This window comes from Paenibacillus sp. NPDC101420 (genome assembly GCF_050277435.1).
GTDB lineage: Bacteria > Bacillota > Bacilli > Paenibacillales > Paenibacillaceae > Paenibacillus_AQ.
The window spans coordinates 552798-571407 of the sequence record NZ_JBNNSE010000001.1; the positions used below are offsets into that span (position 1 = coordinate 552798).

Sequence of the window (18610 nt, forward strand, 5' to 3'; positions counted from 1 at the left end):
GGAATCGCCCCTATAGAATGTCTTATTGAATAATATTGTTAGCTTGATCGGCAACTTCTTTTTTCATCGCATCCGTCACTTCTATGCCTTGTGCTGCAGCCGCTTTAAGGTTAAGGATAAGATCGAGCTTTTCTTGCATCGTTACTTTCATATCTGCTGGCTTTTTACCATTCTTCAGAATGTCCACTGCCATTTGTCCAACTTGGTAACCATGGTCGAAATATTTGAAGCCAACGGTTGCAAATGCGCCTTTTTCAACGGTATCCCGGTCGCTGGAGAAGAACGGAATTTTCTTATCATTAGCTGTTTGAATAATCGTATCAACAGCACTCACTACTGTGTTATCCAAAGTAATGTAGAATGCATCTACACGACCAGCTAGTGATTCAGCAGCTTGCTTCACTTCAGAAGTATTTGTGATGGCTGCCTTCACAAGCTCAATACCATGTTTATCCAGCTCTTTCTTAGCAATATCCGCCATAATTACAGCATTCGGTTCACCTTCATTGATAACAATGCCCAGCTTCTTCACATTAGGAAATTGAGTAGCAATGAATTGCATTAATCTATTAATAGCTTCAGGATTCGTATCTGATACACCAGAAACATTTCCACCTGGGTGCTCCAGATCAGTTACGATCTTTGCATCGAGTGGATCAGTCACTGCTGCGAACAGTATCGGAGTGTCCTTACTTGATTTACTAAGCGCTTGAACAACCGATTGAGCAGAAGGTGTTGCAATAGCCAATACCAAATCATTAGTGTCAGCTGCAATCTTCTGAGCAATGGTCAAGTTATTCGCAGGGTCAGCTTGAGCATTCTCAAGGTCAACCTTCAGGTTCTCTCCTTCAACAAGCCCGGCATCCTTCAAAGCAGCAAGAATACCTTCGCGTGTAGCATCAAGTGATGGATGTTCTACGTATTGGGAAATTGCGATTTTGTACGTTTTGGAATCAGCGGTTCCAGCATTCGTTGGCGCATTTCCAGTGCTTGTTGCGTTTCCTGAGTTTACAGCGGCATTATTGTTGCCACAGCCAGCAGCTACTAGCATGAAGCATAAGCTTAAACCTGCAAAAATGTTTCTCTTTTTCATTAAAGTACCCCATTTCATTATATTATTAACGCGTGCATCAATGTGAGCGACTCAGCATTATCACTTTTATCGATAAAAGCATTAAAGCATAAGCTTACACGTACCTCACAATAATGATAGAAATCTATTAAACCTATATTATATGGAGGTTGTTTATCCGTCAATCACTTATCCTACTTCCATAGATTACAAATTTTATAGCGCATAACTCACCAATATAGGAAGGACTTGGTTATGTCTTACAGTGATTGCCTTGGTCCCCATTACATAAAAAAAAGCCCCCTGCACAAACTTAAACTACAGTTTGAATTTGGAGCGTGTCATATGCCTAATAACCACAAAAAATTACTATCCACTGCTACTGTATTGCTCGCTGCCGTTTTATCAAGTACCGCATGCGGTTACTCTTCACAATCACAAAAACCCAAGGTAAACGCCGTAACTCCCGATGGCATGCAAGCCTCAAGTTATTATGAAAAGTCCGCCATCACCGATGCTCAAGGAAAGTACTGGATTCCACTCAAACCTGCGATTACTTCACTTGGCTATCGAATGAAAGATGATGCTACTCATGGTGGATACACCAAAATTGGCTACAGTGATGTTATGTACATGCTGCGCCCTGGCTCTACTCAAGTCTTCTCCCTCGGTGAGAAAATCACACTACCGCAGGCACCTAGACGACAAGAAGGTCAAATCTATATCACACCGCTAGCTCTATCCAAATTTCTTCAAACGGAGGTGGGTTGGAATCCTCAGTCTGGTGAAATCAACATAGCCACACCGACCGACCATGAAGCTATTATAAAAACACCATCTGCTAAATCACTGGATGGATCAAAACCATTTCACATCCAAAGCATTTCTGAAGCAGACAAGAAGGAATTAGTTACTTATGCCAAAAAATTCTTAGGTGTGCCTTATGAATTTGGTACCGGGCCTTATGAAGAGACTAAGAAATTTGATTGCTCTTCTTTTACAAGGCATGTATTCAAACAATTCGGTGTAAACTTACCGCGTCTAGCCAAGGATCAAGATAATATAGGTTCTCGCGTGCAACGCAGTGCACTAGATGTCGGCGATCTTATATTCTTCACTGTCCCAGGTCGGTTTGAAAGTGATGCTATACCCGGACATGTCGGTATCTACATTGGGGATGGAAAGTTCATTCATACCTGGGGTGATCCCGGGGTTCAGATCAGTGAGCTCGACTCAGGGTATTGGAGCAACGTAATCCTGCATATGCAGCGCATTCTGTAACCTACATTCACTGACTAAAGGCACCTATAAAAAAAGCCTGAATCCTCCGCTATGGAAGGGTTCAGGCTTCTTTGTCGCAGCATAAAGCGGTATTCTTAATCCCAATTCTTGCCCTTGCCACTTAAACGTACAAACAGCTTTACTAACTCTACAATCACTATAATTGCCAGTGCTGCAGCAATTACAATTCCCCACTGTAACCCGCTTAAATGTGAGACACCAAACCAGTCATTCAGTCCTGGGATGATAATCACCAGCACCAGCATAAGTGTAGAGATCAGTGATGCCCACAGCATATACCGGTTGCTGAACCAGCCAATCTGGAACAACGATTTCGTATTGGATCTGACGTTAAATGCATGAGAAATTTGCAGCAATCCTAATGTGGCGAATGCCATCGTAACCGCAATTCCCTCATTGTAATGGGTATGTGCCCACTGGTATACAAACAGCGTAAGCGCCGCCTCTAATATACCCTGGTAGATGATCCCGATTCCCACGCCACCAGCAAAGATACTGCTGCTGGCTTTGCGTGGTTTCTTCGACATCAAATCATCCCCCGCCTTCTCAAGCCCAAGAGCTAATGCCGGTAGGGTATCAGTAACAAGATTAATCCACAGAATATGAATTGGCTCGAGTATACGCCAGCCGATCATGGTTGCAATGAATAGCGTAAGCACTTCCCCAAGATTGGCTGAGAGTAGGAACTGGATGGCCTTACGGATATTGCTGTAAACCTTCCGTCCTTCTTCAACAGCAACAACTATGGTCGTAAAGTTATCATCAGCTAGCACCATATCTGAGACGCCCTTAGCTACATCCGTTCCTGTGATGCCCATCCCGACGCCGATATCTGATGATTTAAGCGCAGGAGCATCATTCACACCGTCACCCGTCATGGCAACAATCTTCCCTTTTTTCCTCCACGCCTTAACGATCCGAACTTTATGTTCAGGAGATACACGTGCATAAACCGAATAATTAGTGACTTTCTCAGCAAATTCCTCTTCACTGAATTTATCCAGCTCACTGCCGGTCAATACGCCTGTCTCATCTTCGATAATACCTAATCTTTTAGCAATGGCCGCTGCAGTATCTCGATGATCTCCTGTAATCATTACAGGTCTAATCCCCGCTTTACGGCAGATAGCTACCGCATCCCGTACTTCCTCTCGTGGAGGATCAATCATACCGACTAAACCGATAAATACAAGTTCTTTCTCCGTAGCTTCCGGGGAGAGGTTAGTCGGTAGCTGCTGTTCATCTCTGAAAGCAAATGCCAGCACCCGCAGTGCATCATTCGCAAGCATTGTATTACTTTCCATGATATGTCGTGAATGTTCATCATTAAAAGGAACGATCTCTCCATCCACATAGATATGGCTGCATTTGGACAAAAGCACATCTGGTGCACCTTTCGTTAACACACGATAACGTCCGTTCTCAACTTCATGAATCGTCGTCATCAGCTTGCGATCGGAGTCAAATGGCAGTTCATTTTTACGTGGGAATTTCTTTTCTAAATCCCTTTTGTCAGTACCTATACTGAGCGCGTAGTCCACTAACGCTGTTTCCGTAGGATCCCCGATAATCGCTTTACCACTCTTAGTTTGCGGGTCCTTAGCTCCATCATTCCCTCCAGGTTCTTCAGAGGAATTCCCTTCGTCAATGCTGGAATCATTACAAAGCGTCATAGCCTGAAGCAATAGTTCACCACCCGGTGTCCCTTCAAGACCTTCAGCAGCTTCTTTCGTAGTTCCATTGACATGCACTTTTTCGACAGTCATCTTGTTTAGAGTCAAAGTACCTGTCTTGTCAGAGCAAATAATTTCGGTGCTTCCGAGCGTTTCTACAGCGGGGAGTTTGCGAATGATCGCTTTACGTTTAGCCATCCGCTGCACTCCGAGTGCCAAGATAATCGTCACAATTGCTGGCAGCCCTTCAGGAATCGCTGCTACTGCAAGTGAGATCGAGGTGAGAAGCATATCCAGCAGCTCTCTACCCTCAAATATACCGACGGCAAAAATGACTACACAGACACCAAGAATAATAAAGGTGAAATATTTTCCTAGTTCATCCAGTTTCTTTTGCAGCGGTGTTACATCATTCTCTTCCTCCGAGATAAACCCAGCAATCCTGCCGACTTCAGTCTGCATTCCTGTAGCTGTGACGACACCAACCGCTCTACCGTAAGTTACATTGCTGCTCATATAAGCCATATTGGTACGATCCCCGATAACAATATCGCTTCCTTCAAGCACACCTATCTTCTTTTCTGAAGGTAATGATTCTCCGGTCAATGCGGCTTCCTCTGTTTTCAAAGAAGCAGCTTCTAACAGTCTAATATCCGCCGGAACTACATTTCCAGCTTCCAGCAATACGATATCCCCAGGTACGAGATCTTCACTTTTAATCTCTGAGACCTGACCTCCACGCCGCACTCTGGCATGCGGAGAGGACATACTTTTCAGGGCATCTAGCGCCTGCTCTGCCTTATTTTCCTGAATAACACCAAGTACCGCATTCAGGATGACTACCAACAAAATAATGACTGTATCTGTCCATTCTCCCAAAACCCCAGACAATACTGCCGCCACTAGCAAAATAAAGATCATTACATTTTTAAATTGTTCAATAAATTTTCCTAGCAGAGATTTAGTTTTTGCTTCTTGAAGTACGTTCTTCCCATACTGCTCCAGAAGTTTAGCGGCTTCACCGGAAGACAAACCATCTTTCCTAGTTTCCAGCCTTTTGAGCACTTCTTCCTCACTTAGTGTATGAAAAGGTACCTGCCCCTGCGATTTTGGATCATTTGAGTTCAAGACAATAGCCTCCTTCCGGGATTGAGATTCTGGTAAAACCTCTCATATGAGTCTTACCCAAAAAAGGCACGGTGATTCTAGAACGTTATGTACAATTTTAGAAATTAAGCTGTTCCGTCTGCTTGACTCGATCAAAGCTCTTGAATCTAGTCCCTTGATAAAGGAGTTCTCCTCGATCCCCTTCTACAATCAGACCAAAATCCTGATCTCTAACCTGCAATTCCAAGCGTCCACCATCCTCAAACTCAAACGTCACATAATAACTAGTATGTGCGCTCGACTCACCCGAACCACCCCATACCTCAGTCCGTTTCGTTACAGCTTTAGAGCTAGCTTTTATCAAGGGACTTGCGTTGTTGGCTATCCAGCTTCTCACTGATTTATAAATTATAAAGACGAAAACACCTAGAATAAACAAAGCAAATAATTTAAAAAATAGGGGCATCTCATGAATGAAACTTCCGAAAAAGCTTCGTTTATCAAAACCGTTAAAATCCTGCCATTCGCTCAAATTCATTCCTCCTGACTGATACAAGATAATAAAAGTCTTCTTTTCTACGAAATACGTCATTTTTCCCGTCCGGTTTCTTGTTTTCATCGTTTTCAAATGAATTTTTTTCACAAAACAATTTGGAATCAAATGATAAGGTATGGTATGCTTTTTATACTACATACAGTTGGGAGGTGTTATTTCGGTGCAATATATAGCGCGCTTGTCACTACTTTGGTTTCTTCGTATAGTCCTAATTCTGGGAATGATGTTTTCTTTTCCACCGGTTTGGTCTGGAGGATTATTCACTACGGAGCAAGAATCAAAGACAACCGAAATTGAACGCTACGAGCGAAAGTTTATAGCTCCCGTAAGGACGGTACCCCAAATAACTCCTCAAATAGGAGCCATCAAAATAACTGAACAGTGGGGAACTAAATCTATTGCGGTAGCCGCGATACTCCCTGTGCTTTCTTTTGTATTCCGTCCTGTGATCTATAAATTCTTGCTTCGACTGCGGCTGTACCTGTTAAAATTCACTTCTCACTTTCTAATATCACGCAATGCGAATTTCATATCTACCTTAAATGATTGTTACTGAAGGTCATTTAGAACTTCCATTGATAAAAATTCGAAGAAAGCGAAATAATTATAAGACACCTAAATGCAGGGTAGACTTTCGTGGATTATAGAGAATCGGATTTACCAGGAATCGGTAAAAATTTGTTATGCAAACTTACTTCTAGCATAGGAATCAAAATGGATCTATAAATTATTGGATACAGTATATAAATTAAAGAAGTGACATGCTGCTAAAATTATCCCAAAAAAAGCTGTCGCTCCCTACGAAAATGAATAAAGTTGTTTCCCCTGCTAAAGGAGGAAAAACATTGCAGACAAAGACAACACAACATAAACAATTACGTAAAAATTCAGTATTCCGAGTTCTAACCGTTATTGCAGGAGCACTACTTGCCGCAGTAGGATTAGAGTTATTTCTCATACCACATGGGCTTGTAGTTGGTGGAATCACAGGTTTATCGGCATTATTCGCTCATACCACTGAAATGCGGTTGGGATTGTTTCTTTTTCTATTCAATCTACCTTTTATATTCATGTCTCGAAAGCAAGTGAATCTTCGCTTTGCTCTGTATACCGTTCTAGGATTAGCTTGCTTGACCATCGCTTCTCTTGCTCTACACCGTTTTCCTGCAGTGATTAGTGATCCTTTACCTGCTGCTATGGCAGGTGGCATATGTTTAGGACTCGGTATCGGTATATCTGTCCGATTCGGTGGTGTGAACAAACATGCAAGTGATCAAGGATATTCACTTCTGAGTGGTGGACCGCCAAAGTCAACCGAAGTCGTCATCATGATTCTAAACTGTGCTATTTTGCTTATAGCAGGCACACTATTTGGCTGGGAGCAAGCCATGTACTCCATTATTGCTTACTTATTGGCCTTCGAAGGTGTGAGATTCTCACTCCGAGGGTTATCCGATTCACGCGCTGCATGGATTACCAGCAATAGTTGCATGGATATCCAGGAAGCTCTCGAAAACTCATTAAATCGAGAAGTTGGGCTTGCTGAAGGCTCCGGGCAAAATGGAGAGCTGAGCACATTGTTTTGTCTCATCAACAAAATGGAAGAACATCAATTGCGGACCATCGTCCTTAATTGTGATCCTGACAGCCAAATTGTGCTCAAATCAGCTGCCAGTGATCAAAGATTGAGTAATCTGCCATCCTAACTATCAGGGCAGAATGATGAGCATGATAAGTATGTTGATTAAGCCTTCTTTGTTTGAAGGTAAACTTTATTATTCCACGTAAGATAAATAGCGTTTCTCCCGTGTATGGGGGGAGCGCTACTTTTGCGTTATCAACCGGGATTCTTTCGCTGGAATTACGATATCCTGCAAAAGTACATCTTTTGGCTCAGACATCCGCTCCATTAAGCCCAAATCCTGCAAATGTACAGGAATATCCTCATTTATGGCTCGAAAGCTTCTTCTGATGCAAGAATTCCTGCAGATTTGCAGGAATCAATACATTAACCCTCCTCGTATCATCTAAAGATGTACTATTGCAGGATTCTCGCCGGAAAATTATTGGTTAGTCTACGTTCGTTAATCAGTGTTCGTCAGTCAGCGTTCATTAATCAACGTTAATGAGCCAGTGTTTGTTTGTCTGCTTTTCACTAGAATTCATCCTTGATTCACACAAAAAAAGCTGTCTCAAAAGCAGCATTCACTACTTTTGAGACAGCCTCTACTCCTTTAGCTAGCTGAGAATCAAACCTAAGATCTAGCCTATACTCGCTAGCACACTTTCCTAACGGAACATTCCCCACAAACGGATCAAGTGGAAGGTGTTGTTTGGATCAATTTTCTGAGCGATAATAAATTTCACAATTTGGTCTTCCTGCGTCGAGGTCAATTTCTCGTTCAGTACACCAGACGCATTCCGTACCAGCCTGCGAACAACTGCCGTGTCCTGTAGCTCTTGTTTCGAGACGCCGTTAATCATATTTTTAATACGATCTTTGACAGTCGCGTTTTTCATCTTCAGCTTGATGCGTTCCACGAGCTGAGGGCTAATTCCGAATTGTTGATAACCCAAGTGTAGCACCTCCCGTCATATCCAATCTTTCACAGTATATGAGGCTTAGGAGCTAGATGTGCCTACTTAGTCAATTAATTCCCCTTGGAAAATTTGCTCGCCTTGTAAATAATGCCGAAGAGGTGCATATTCAGGAGATGTCCAGAACTTCTCATCCTTAAGCAGCTCTGCCACATCATCACGCGCCTGCTCCAGCACTTCAAAGTCAGCCGTCATATCCGCCAAGCGAAACTCCGGTAATCCACTCTGCTTGGTTCCAAAAAAATCACCTGGGCCACGCAGCTCCAAATCTCTCCGCGAAATCTCAAATCCATCATCGGTGTCCGTCATAGCAGTCATTCGTTCACGCCCGATTTCAGATTTCGGATCAGCCACTAGTACACAATAAGAGGCATGCTGACCTCTACCAACCCGTCCACGAAGCTGGTGCAGCTGTGATAATCCGAACCGGTCTGCATCCATAATAATCATCAACGTGGCATTAGGAACGTCTACACCCACCTCTACAACCGTTGTGGATACTAAGAGTTGCAGTTCATTGTTGTAAAATGCTCGCATCACTTCATCTTTTTCAGCTGGAGACATCTTTCCATGCAAAAGCCCAACTTTATAGTTAGGAAAAGCTTGGCTCATCTGAATATGTAAATCTATAGCATTCTGTACATCCAGTTTCTCCGATTCTTCAATGAGCGGACAGATCAGATACGCCTGACGTCCCAGCTCTATTTCACGCTTAATCAGATTTAGGACACGATCCATGAGATCATGCTTGACCCAATAACTAGTTATTGGCACTCGGCCTTTCGGTCTTTCCGACAGCGTGGATACATCCATATCTCCAAAAACAGAGATCGCAAGTGTACGTGGAATAGGTGTTGCAGTCATCGTAAGTACATCCGGATTATATCCTTTACGCCGCAATACACCTCGCTGGTTTACACCAAACCGATGCTGCTCGTCCGTAACTACAAGACCCAGATCACGGAAAAATACATCCTCCTGAATCAATGCATGCGTTCCTACAACAATATCGAGCATCCCCATTTGTAGTGAAGCTAACAATTCTTTACGTTTCCGTCCAGTTACGCTCCCTGTTAACAGACCAACCGTAATTCCAAACGGCTCAAACATCTTCGTAAGTGAACGCATATGCTGCTCTGCTAAAATCTCAGTGGGCACCATAAGCGCACCCTGAAAACCAGATCGCACGGTTGCAAAAAGCGCGACGGCAGCTAGTACCGTTTTGCCGGAACCCACATCACCTTGAAGCAGTCGATTCATGCAATATGGTGATCGCAGATCATGTAAGATCTCCAGCTCCACTCGTTTCTGAGCATCTGTAAGCTCAAAAGGTAAGCTGCGAACAAACTGGCGCACGGTTGCGTTATCTACGGTATGGACTACACCATCCATCCTACCGCGATTGAGTACCCGGAATGCCTGCATCTTCAACTGGAACAGAAACAACTCCTCATACACCATCCTGCGGCGTCCCTGCTGCCCTTCACGCGTATCCTCTGGCCTATGAATGGTAGCAATCGCCCGTTTACGGGGCATAAAATCATATTGCCGCATAATAGAATGTGGTAGTATCTCAGGAATTAGATCTCCATACTGCTGAAGCGCCTGATTAATACTTTTCCTGATCCACGACTGCGTGATCTTTCCACCGATGGAATAGACCGGCTGTAGAGTCCCTGTCTTCCCTTCCCCACGATCGGGGAATTCAAAATCCGTCACTGTAATTTGATTTCGCTTCTGATCCCATTTACCTGTGAGTACAATTTCTCTTCCCACAGTAAGTTGCTCACGCACGTAATGACGATTAAACCATGTAGCTGTGAACATCCAAGGCTCAGCAACCATTTTACAACTAAGTCGTGACTTGCCTCCAAAACGTTGCAGTACAGGGATACCGATCACTTTAGCCTCTGTAGTCACTTTATCCCCATGTTTGGTTTCACTCAGCGAGCGCGGGCGATAATCCTCATAACGGAACGGATAATACTCTAACAAATCCTTTACTGTAAAGACGCCAAAGGCGTGAAGCTCGCTTTGCTTTTGAGCACTCACGCCAGTTATGTTTTTTACTTCAATTTGATTTAATGACAGTGTCATATTCATCCCTCATTTTGCAGGCCAAATGAATACAGCTAACGTACCGTTTCCGACATGGCTGCCCACGACAGGGCCGACGTTCGTCAGCACTTTCTCTTCTAGTGTAAAATGTCCTGACAGCTCTTTCAGGAACTCTTCACCGGAAGCCGGTTCAGCCGTATGACCCACGGCCACATTGATTTTGTCTACACCTTGAATATCCTTCTTAAATAATTCAATCATACGGGCAATAGCCTTCTTACGGCCTCTAACTTTCTCTACCGCATATATTATTCCTTCTGCATCAATAGACAGGATCGGCTTAATATTAAGAAGCGTTCCCAGAATGGCCGAGGCCTTTCCGATTCTCCCGCCTTTTTGTAAATATTCAAGTGTATCTACCAAGAAGTAAAGCTTACGAGATTGGCGCAGACTTTCTACAGCTTCAAGAATCGCTTCGGGACTCTTATCTTCAGCAGCCAATCTGGCGGCTTCCACCACCATAAATCCAAAACCGTAAGAAGCGGAGAGAGAATCTACTACAGTGATCCCTTCTCCCTCTTCCTCCAACATCGATTTAGCCAATAGTGCTGATTGGTACGTACCGCTTAGTCCAGAAGAAATATGAAACGAAAGGATAGGACTTCCCGGGTAACGTTCCAAAATATCTCGATACACATTCATGTATTCAACCGGTGAGGGTTGAGAAGTAGTCGGCAACTGTGACGAGCGGGGAAGTCGCTCATAGAACTGCTCCGGCGTCATATCCAGATTGTCCCGGAAAGCCTCTTCGCCGAACATCAAGGTCAAAGGGACGACCTCAATGCCATACGTTTCCGCCATTGCTGGCGGGATATCAGATGTGCTGTCGGTGACGATAATGGTACGATTCATGGATTATCTCCCCCATACTATAATTTTGCCAACTACGTAATTAGCAAGTTGCTCCTGAACTGTTATAGAACCCTCAGCATCTACCTATGGCTCTACGGAGAAAAGATAATAATAAAGGGGTTGGCCACCCTCATGAATCTCTACTTCCACATTAGGGTAAGTCTCTTCCAGCCACTCGCTTAAGGAATCTGTGACCTCAGAATCAGTTTCTGCTCCACTAAGGATCGTAACGATTTCATCGCCATTCTCAAGCATATTGGACAGCAGCGCCTGACTTGCAGCTAACAGATCATCTGCGGCAGCGACAATTTTGGAGTTCGAAATTCCGATAAATTGCCCGGATTTAATCTCCAGATCATCAAAGCTTGTATCACGGACAGCATTTGTTACTTGTCCTGACTTGACCTGTGAGATTGCTTCTAGCATGTTCCCAGAATTAGTCTCCTCAGAATCCTCTTCTTGGAACGCGAAGGCTGCAGCGATTCCTTGAGGAATGCTTTTGCTTGGAATAACCGTAATCTCACGTTCGCCTTCCAAGAGCTCCTTAGCTTGCTGAGCGGCAAGAACAATATTAGAGTTATTCGGCAGAATGTAAACATGCTTCGCAGAGATGGAAGAAATCGCGTTCACGAAATCCTCTGTGCTAGGGTTCATAGTCTGACCTCCAGCTAGGACTACGTCCACACCGAGGCTTTTGAAAATATCTGCAATCCCAGCGCCTGATGATACTGCGATGAATCCGTAAGGTGCCAAATCATCTGCTGGTGGTTCGGCTGGAGCTGATTGTACCCGGCTCTGTTCATCCGGCATATCGGCGAAAACATCTGGCATAGGTGCAATATCCATCCCTGCAGTTAACAAGTCACGGTGTTGCTCACGCATATTGAGAATATGAATCTGCGTAATTTCCCCATAGAGGAGTGCCAGATTCAAAACTTCACCTGGAGCCTTGGAATGCACATGCACTTTAATGGTTTCATCATCCGAAATTACAATAATGGAATCTCCATTTACTGACAACGCTTTCCTAAAGGTTTCCTCATCAAAGTCCGTTCTCACGTTACCGCCTAACTGGCGATTAATGAAGAACTCCATATCATATAGAAATTCTATGTCCTCTGTTGAAAGCTGTGATTGCGCAGAAGACTGTACAGAAGACAGTTCGCTTTCAGGTTTCTTTAACACCGGTACCGGTGTTGGCACGACTGGTGCCTGAGGTTGTCCTTTTACAGGTTCAGATACACCGGAGCTTCCGCTCGTCAGATGCTGGTGAAACCCTTCATAAATATAAACCAGTCCTTGACCGCCAGAGTCTACGACACCGACTTGCTTCAAGACAGGCAATTGTTCCGGTGTATAGGCTAAGGCTTCCTTTGCTTTGGCCAATACCTCTGTCATGAGCTCTGTAACATCTGTAGTTCGGCGAGCATAGTAGAGAGCATGTCTTGCAGCCTCTTTAGCCACTGTAAGAATAGTTCCTTCTACAGGCTTTACAACTGCTTTATAGGCTGCGTCCACTCCGCTTTGCAATGCAGCAGCAAATTGCTGTGTGTTCAGCTCATCATGTTGAGCTGCAGATCTGCTAAACCCTCTGAACAATTGAGATAAAATAACTCCGGAGTTCCCCCGTGCGCCCATTAACAAGCCCTTAGAGAGTACACCTGCACATTGACCGACAGACGTTGTATTATTTTTCTTCAATTCATTCGAACCTGCGGTCATCGTCAAATTCATGTTAGTTCCGGTATCTCCGTCTGGAACCGGAAAAACATTTAGGGAATTGACGTGTTCTGCATGCTGTTGCAGCTTATCCGCTCCAGCCAATACCATAGCGGTAAAATCTGTTCCGTTTATAGAACGCTTACTCAATTGAGAATTCCCCTTCCTAACTTCATGCCTAATCATTCTATGATTAACAGGACATAATGCACTAATTTACATTGTACTATAAGTATTAAAAGAAATAAATGTTTTTGAATCGGTTGACGTAGCAAAATTTGCTGTGATATTATAGATAAGTATTGTTTTATGCAGGTGTTAGGAATAAGGAGGTGTAATCTATGTCCCGCAAATGTGCAGTAACAGGCAAGAAACCGAGCAGCGGCAACCACGTGTCTCACGCCAATAACCGCAACCGTCGTTCTTGGGGAGTTAACGTTCAGAAGGTCCGTATCCTCGTGAACGGTAAACCAAAACGCGTGTACGTCAGCACCCGTGCTTTGAAAGCCGGTAAAGTTGAACGCGTTTAGTCTTTTGCAATTTTAAAGACCGAGCGATCACTCATATGAAGCAAAAAGCACCCTTTACATTTGTAAGGTGCTTTTTTTCATGTTTTCTTTTCTGTTCCAAGCCCAAGATCAACTCTTCTGAAATGTGTTCAAAATCGCTTTAACAAAACCTCCCAAAAACCTTGGCAGCTTAAACGTGTAAAATTTCATGGTTTACCCTCCCATCAATTCATGCCGTACGCAGGAGACTTTCTTCTTGTTCTAACGGTAACGTACTGCAGTCCTCCCTGCCAAAACAAAAAAGGCTACATGAGATTTCTGCTCATGTAACCATATTTATGCGTCGAGGACTTGGCCTATACCTTTAGTCGTAATAGCCTATTTTTTTAACGAAGTGCCGCTTCCGCTGCTTCTCGAATCTCAAGGATCGCTGCAGCACGATCACTCCGGCCAAAAACTGCATTTCCTGCAACCAAAACATCCGCTCCTGCACCGACAACCAATGGCGCTGTAGCTTCCGAAACACCACCATCGACTTCAATAAGTAGATCTGGATTGACTTCATTCGCCCATTCTCTAATTTGAGTAATTTTGCGCAACGTGTTAGGAATGAATGCTTGACCTCCAAAGCCAGGATTGACGGTCATCACGAGAACCATATCCACATCCTCAAGCACCTCACGCACCGCTGATGCCGGAGTGCCAGGATTAATAGCTACTCCTGCCTTAAGACCCAATTCCTTGATCTGATGCACCACACGGTGTAAATGAACGCAAGCCTCAGCGTGAACAGTAATCACACTAGCGCCTGCGGCAGCAAAATCAGAAATATAACGTTCTGGAGACTCAATCATTAAGTGAACGTCTAGTGGAAGCTTGGTATGTAACGAGACCGCTTTTACGATTGGTGGACCAAGCGTTATATTCGGCACAAAATGACCGTCCATTACATCCACATGGATCCAATCCCCGCCACTGACCTCAGCTTCTGCTACCTCTGAACCTAAACTTGCGAAATCGGCAGACAATATAGATGGTGCTATTCGTATCATGACTTAGTACCTCCGCTTTTTATCTTTCATTTCATTAAAAAATAATTTGTAATGTTCATACCGGCTATCAGCGATATTCCCAGCTTTCCATGCCTCGATGACTCGGCAGCCTGGTTCATGCTGATGACTACAACCTCGGAATTTACAATCCCCAGCATAGTTTGCAAATTCACGGAAACAAGTAGAGAGCTCTTCAACCCCAAGCTCAAGAAAATCAAGTTGACTAAAACCAGGGGTATCCGCTACAAAGCCGCCCCCGCCAATATCCATCAATTCTACATGGCGGGTAGTATGACGACCACGGCCCAGACGTAAGCTGATCTCACCTGTCTCCAGTTTAAGTCCTGGCACAATACGATTCAATAAGGTCGACTTTCCTACCCCAGATTGTCCGGCAAATACACTAATACCACCAGTAAGCCGCTCTCTTAGTTCATCACTGCCAGCTCCTGTAATTGAGCTTGTAACCATCACTTCATAACCAATATCTTCATAGAGCTCTTTAACATACTTAGTGGCTTCACCATTATCATTAGCCAAATCCTGTTTGGTCAGAACGATTAAAGGTTCCAGTCCCGAGTGCTCTATATGAACTAGGAACTTGTCCAATAGATTCAGGTTCATATCAGGTTCCCGCACAGAAAATAATAGAACGGCAAGGCTTACATTCGCTACAGGTGGACGAATTAACTCAGATTCTCTAGGGAGAAGCTCATCCACCATCCCTTCACCATGCTCAGTCAGCATATAGATCACGCGGTCACCTACAAGAGGAGCGATCCCCTTTTTCTTAAGTATACCTCGGCCTCTGCATTGAACTGAAACTTCCTCTGTTGCAATTAATCCTTTACGAAGCGGTTTTACGTAATAATATCCGCTTAACGCCTTTACTATTATTCCTTCAGGCATACATAGTGAGCCTTCCTCTCCTGATTTTGCGAAAATGACCCAAGTTTGAACATCCCCGGGTCACTTCGCTGCCACAACTATTCAAGCACTTCTGTCCTGATTAGTTATCGCTTTTATCTTTAGATTTGTCTTTGTTTTTATTATTATGCTTGTCACCATTTTTATTACTGTTCTTGTTGTTACCACTATTGGTCGATTCATTATTCACCGAATTGTTAGTAAGGAATCCCGTCTGATTGGCTGATCCAGTATTAGTAGACCCTTCGTTGTCTGAACTTGGAGGCAGGATCTCAGGCTCAATGGTCGGTTCAGCAGTAGGTGTAGGATCTATCGGTGTCTGAGTCGGCTGCGGAGTCGGAACCGTCGGTGGTTCAGGTTCTTGCACCGTGCCATTCTTCGCATCAATATATGGAATCACATAAGTGTCTAAAAGCACACCATCTCGGGTAACAATAACAGAGCCATCTTTATTCGGAGCAAGCACTAGATTAACGGACAGCACTTGGCTCTTTCCAATGGTACGCGTTCCCCAATCTTGTTTCTCACCATTATTGCGCGCATCAACGAACTCAATTCGAATCTTGCTCTTCTTTCCATCCTGTGCAGGAGCTACTGGTACATTAAAGGTATAATTCAGGGCTTCAGGTGGATAACCTGTACTTAAGTAAATCGTAATCGCTGTTCCAGGTGGAACAGAGGTACCTTTCTCATAAGCCCAAGTTTTCGTTACCTTACCTTCATCAACTGTGAAGCTGGATTCTTCCTTTACATCTCCGAGAACCAGTTTGGATTCTTCCAAAAGCGCCTTAGCTTCACTCTCCGTCTTACCGATGAGGTCTGGCATCGTGACACTTTCTTCTCCTTTACTAACGTAGAGGGTGATTGAAACCGTCTCAGGATCAAACTCGCTGTCAAAGGCTGGGTCTGATTTTACAACCTTACCCACCGCCGTATTTTCATCGAAGAGAGGTTCATTCTTAATTTGATTTTGAGGTACACCCTTTGCCATCAGCGCTTTAACAGCTTCGTCGAAAGTGTAATTCGTTACATCTGGCATCTTAGTTAATGGTTTCGCCGTATTCACAGTTAGTATTAGGGAGGCTCCCTTTTTCACTTTGGCGTCCTTTTCCCTACTTTGCTTCATGACCACATTTTCTTCGAAATTCGGACTGTAGTCATACAGTATAGGATCAGCAACCTCAAGCCCCAAATCCTCAAGTTCAGTCTTCGCTTGTTCCAGCTGTTTACCGACCACGTAAGGAACCGATACCTCAGGAACAACTAATTGGGATTTAACGTACCACACGAGACTGGCCATAGCCAGCAGTAACACTAAAGTTAAACCAATCCATAATGCAGGTTTAGTCCATTGTTTTTTACCTTTTTTCACAGGTACCGGATCGTCATCATCATCTTCATCATTATCCATCCGGTCGTGGCGATGATTACGATTTCCATTGCTTCTTTGGATCGGTTTAATCGCTGGTATTACCCGCGTTCGATCCTCGTCTTCCTCATCGTTAAAAAGAACTTTTGCTTCACTACGGCGCTCAGGCAACAAGCAGGTTTCTAAATCCTGCAGCATTTGCTTTGCAGACTGATAACGCTCTTCCGGATTTTTACGCATCGATCTTAGAATTACATTCTCAACGCTTTGCGGAATAAGTGGATTTATGAGCCTTGGCTCTTCAAACTCTTCTTGCAGATGCTTTAGAGCTACGCTAATCGGACTCTCCCCTAAGAATGGAAGACTTCCGGTAAGCATTTGATAGAGTACAATCCCTAATGAATACAGGTCGGATTTCTCTCCTGTTGAGACACCTTTGGCATGCTCTGGTGAGAAATAATGAACGGAACCTACTACAGAGCCTGTCTGAGTAATGGTAGTAGATGTTACCGCACGAGCAATACCGAAATCCGTTACCTTCACCCGGCCATTGCGCCCGATCAATATATTATGTGGTTTAATATCCCGATGAATAATTTGATTCTGATGAGCGTGATCAAGTGCATCACAGATTTGTGAAGCGATCCTTACGGACTCGTCAACCTGTAATGGCGCTCGTTCTTTTATAATTTCATTAAGATTCTTGCCCTCAATATATTCCATGACAATATAATGAATTTCGTCTTCTTGTCCTACATCGTAAATACTAACCACATTCGGATGAGACAAAGATGCAGCTGATTGCGCCTCACGCCTAAAACGGCGGATAAATTCCTCGTCATGAACAAATTGATTACGCAATACTTTGATGGCGACGTTTCGGTTTAAAAGAATGTCATGTGCTCTATAGACGAGCGCCATTCCACCTCCGCCGATCCGTTCGATGACTTGGTAACGGCCGCCCAGTTCGTGACCGATCATCAATCCCACTCCTTTGTTTCGGGCACAGCGGCCTCTCCATGATGTTCTAACAAAGCGACGCTAATATTATCGCCGCCGCCAGCAAGCAGTGCCAACTGAAGTAAGCGGTCCGCTCTTTCCTCTAACGGTATCTCATGTATTCCCGCTACCTTGCCCAAATGCTCATTGTTAACAAAATTACTTAAACCATCACTGCAGAGAAGCAAAAGTTCCCCAGGTAGCAGGGTAACAGGGGCTAAATCAACCAGCACCTCAGCATCTGTTCCAAGTGCTCTCGTCAGCACATTCCGTCTCGGATGATTATCTAATTCCTCCACACTGATCTGACCGTTCTTGAACAGCTCATTGACTAGCGTGTGATCTTCGGTTAATTGAACTGCTGCACTGTCCTTTATTAAATAGGCTCTGCTGTCTCCGATATGGCCAATATATCCGTTTGAACCATTCATCAGGGCAGCAACGACAGTAGTACCCATATTGTGGTACTTATCGTTGCTGGAAGCCTCCTTGAAGACAGTGCTGTTAGCTTCCAAAATAGCAGCTGATAACGCATCACGCAGTGCTTCGTCCTGAAGCTCAGGCAGGAGCCCGTCTAGGGTATTCCTCATCGTCTCCAAAGCAAGCCTGCTCGCGGTTTCACCAGCCTGATGTCCACCCATCCCATCGGCAATTATGCCGAGTGTATAACCGTGGCGCGTCGCGCCGATCCAGACCGAATCCTCATTGACAGAGCGCACTCGGCCAATATCGCTGGCATGAACTGTTCTGATCAAAT

General features: G+C 44.2%; 15 protein-coding genes. 3 read left to right on the forward strand and 12 right to left on the reverse strand.

The features are described from left to right. Nucleotides 1-22: 22 nt before the first annotated feature. On the reverse strand, nucleotides 23-1093 hold the full coding sequence (locus ACQKMP_RS02575; protein ID WP_042187416.1) for an ABC transporter substrate-binding protein: 1071 nt from the start codon (nucleotides 1091-1093) through the stop codon (nucleotides 23-25). Nucleotides 1094-1417: 324 nt separating this feature from the next. Between ACQKMP_RS02575 and ACQKMP_RS02580 the strand changes: the two genes are divergently transcribed. Further along, a complete protein-coding gene (locus tag ACQKMP_RS02580; protein WP_427468769.1) occupies nucleotides 1418-2353 on the forward strand; it encodes a C40 family peptidase in 936 nt (311 codons plus the stop codon). Nucleotides 2354-2448: 95 nt separating this feature from the next. On the opposite strand, the gene ACQKMP_RS02585 is transcribed toward ACQKMP_RS02580, so the two are convergent. Further along, nucleotides 2449-5175 (reverse strand): calcium-translocating P-type ATPase, SERCA-type, encoded by a 2727-nt coding sequence (locus ACQKMP_RS02585; RefSeq protein ID WP_427468770.1) that lies wholly within the window; start codon nucleotides 5173-5175, stop codon nucleotides 2449-2451. Between the two features lie 97 nt (nucleotides 5176-5272). After that, entirely contained in the window at nucleotides 5273-5686 is a 414-nt protein-coding gene (locus ACQKMP_RS02590; protein ID WP_231573434.1) for a DUF2500 domain-containing protein, read from the reverse strand. An 869-nt stretch (nucleotides 5687-6555) separates the two neighbouring features. Between ACQKMP_RS02590 and ACQKMP_RS02595 the strand changes: the two genes are divergently transcribed. Further along, the gene (locus tag ACQKMP_RS02595) at nucleotides 6556-7416 is read left to right on the forward strand and encodes a YitT family protein (RefSeq protein WP_339247458.1); all 861 of its coding nucleotides are present in this window, start codon (nucleotides 6556-6558) and stop codon (nucleotides 7414-7416) included. A gap of 583 nt (nucleotides 7417-7999) precedes the next feature. Here the strand turns inward: ACQKMP_RS02595 and ACQKMP_RS02600 are convergent. The 4 genes from ACQKMP_RS02600 to ACQKMP_RS02615 all read right to left on the reverse strand — a co-directional run bounded on the left by ACQKMP_RS02600 (nucleotide 8000) and on the right by ACQKMP_RS02615 (nucleotide 13147). Then, nucleotides 8000-8287, reverse strand: coding sequence for a stage VI sporulation protein F (locus tag ACQKMP_RS02600; protein WP_042187408.1), 288 nt, complete (start codon nucleotides 8285-8287; stop codon nucleotides 8000-8002). 66 nt (nucleotides 8288-8353) lie between these two features. Continuing rightward, nucleotides 8354-10405: an ATP-dependent DNA helicase RecG gene (gene recG, locus ACQKMP_RS02605; protein WP_149644193.1), complete on the reverse strand. Its 2052-nt coding sequence runs from the start codon at nucleotides 10403-10405 to the stop codon at nucleotides 8354-8356. A 9-nt stretch (nucleotides 10406-10414) separates the two neighbouring features. Further along, nucleotides 10415-11278, reverse strand: coding sequence for a DegV family protein (locus ACQKMP_RS02610; RefSeq protein ID WP_042187404.1), 864 nt, complete (start codon nucleotides 11276-11278; stop codon nucleotides 10415-10417). Nucleotides 11279-11362: 84 nt separating this feature from the next. After that, nucleotides 11363-13147 carry a DAK2 domain-containing protein gene (locus tag ACQKMP_RS02615; protein WP_339247455.1) on the reverse strand — a complete coding sequence of 595 codons (1785 nt, stop codon included), beginning with the start codon at nucleotides 13145-13147 and terminating at the stop codon, nucleotides 11363-11365. Nucleotides 13148-13338: 191 nt separating this feature from the next. Here ACQKMP_RS02615 and rpmB point away from each other — a divergent pair, with 191 nt between their 5' ends. Continuing rightward, the gene (gene rpmB, locus ACQKMP_RS02620; protein ID WP_036686205.1) at nucleotides 13339-13527 is read left to right on the forward strand and encodes a 50S ribosomal protein L28; all 189 of its coding nucleotides are present in this window, start codon (nucleotides 13339-13341) and stop codon (nucleotides 13525-13527) included. Between the two features lie 108 nt (nucleotides 13528-13635). Here rpmB and spoVM read toward each other — a convergent pair whose 3' ends face one another. The 5 genes from spoVM to ACQKMP_RS02645 all read right to left on the reverse strand — a co-directional run bounded on the left by spoVM (nucleotide 13636) and on the right by ACQKMP_RS02645 (nucleotide 18608). Next, entirely contained in the window at nucleotides 13636-13716 is an 81-nt protein-coding gene (gene spoVM, locus ACQKMP_RS02625; RefSeq protein ID WP_020431362.1) for a stage V sporulation protein SpoVM, read from the reverse strand. Nucleotides 13717-13892: 176 nt separating this feature from the next. Further along, a complete protein-coding gene (gene rpe, locus ACQKMP_RS02630) occupies nucleotides 13893-14558 on the reverse strand; it encodes a ribulose-phosphate 3-epimerase (RefSeq protein WP_060622282.1) in 666 nt (221 codons plus the stop codon). 3 nt (nucleotides 14559-14561) lie between these two features. After that, on the reverse strand, nucleotides 14562-15467 hold the full coding sequence (gene rsgA, locus ACQKMP_RS02635; protein WP_339247453.1) for a ribosome small subunit-dependent GTPase A: 906 nt from the start codon (nucleotides 15465-15467) through the stop codon (nucleotides 14562-14564). A 100-nt stretch (nucleotides 15468-15567) separates the two neighbouring features. Beyond that, entirely contained in the window at nucleotides 15568-17835 is a 2268-nt protein-coding gene (gene pknB, locus ACQKMP_RS02640) for a Stk1 family PASTA domain-containing Ser/Thr kinase (protein WP_339247452.1), read from the reverse strand. Then, a complete protein-coding gene (locus ACQKMP_RS02645; RefSeq protein ID WP_042187392.1) occupies nucleotides 17835-18608 on the reverse strand; it encodes a Stp1/IreP family PP2C-type Ser/Thr phosphatase in 774 nt (257 codons plus the stop codon). Before ACQKMP_RS02645 ends, pknB begins: the two co-directional genes overlap by 1 nt. Nucleotides 18609-18610: the final 2 nt, after the last annotated feature.

Bases quoted from the DNA above. Each gene is read 5' to 3' on its own strand.
- rpe (WP_060622282.1), bottom strand. From the start codon at position 14,558: ATGATACGAATAGCACCATCTATATTGTCTGCCGATTTCGCAAGTTTA.
- ACQKMP_RS02575 (WP_042187416.1), bottom strand. From the start codon at position 1,093: ATGAAAAAGAGAAACATTTTTGCAGGTTTAAGCTTATGCTTCATGCTA.
- rsgA (WP_339247453.1), bottom strand. From the start codon at position 15,467: ATGCCTGAAGGAATAATAGTAAAGGCGTTAAGCGGATATTATTACGTA.
- pknB (WP_339247452.1), bottom strand. From the start codon at position 17,835: ATGATCGGTCACGAACTGGGCGGCCGTTACCAAGTCATCGAACGGATC.
- ACQKMP_RS02580 (WP_427468769.1), top strand. From the start codon at position 1,418: ATGCCTAATAACCACAAAAAATTACTATCCACTGCTACTGTATTGCTC.
- recG (WP_149644193.1), bottom strand. From the start codon at position 10,405: ATGACACTGTCATTAAATCAAATTGAAGTAAAAAACATAACTGGCGTG.
- spoVM (WP_020431362.1), bottom strand. From the start codon at position 13,716: ATGAAATTTTACACGTTTAAGCTGCCAAGGTTTTTGGGAGGTTTTGTT.
- rpmB (WP_036686205.1), top strand. From the start codon at position 13,339: ATGTCCCGCAAATGTGCAGTAACAGGCAAGAAACCGAGCAGCGGCAAC.
- ACQKMP_RS02610 (WP_042187404.1), bottom strand. From the start codon at position 11,278: ATGAATCGTACCATTATCGTCACCGACAGCACATCTGATATCCCGCCA.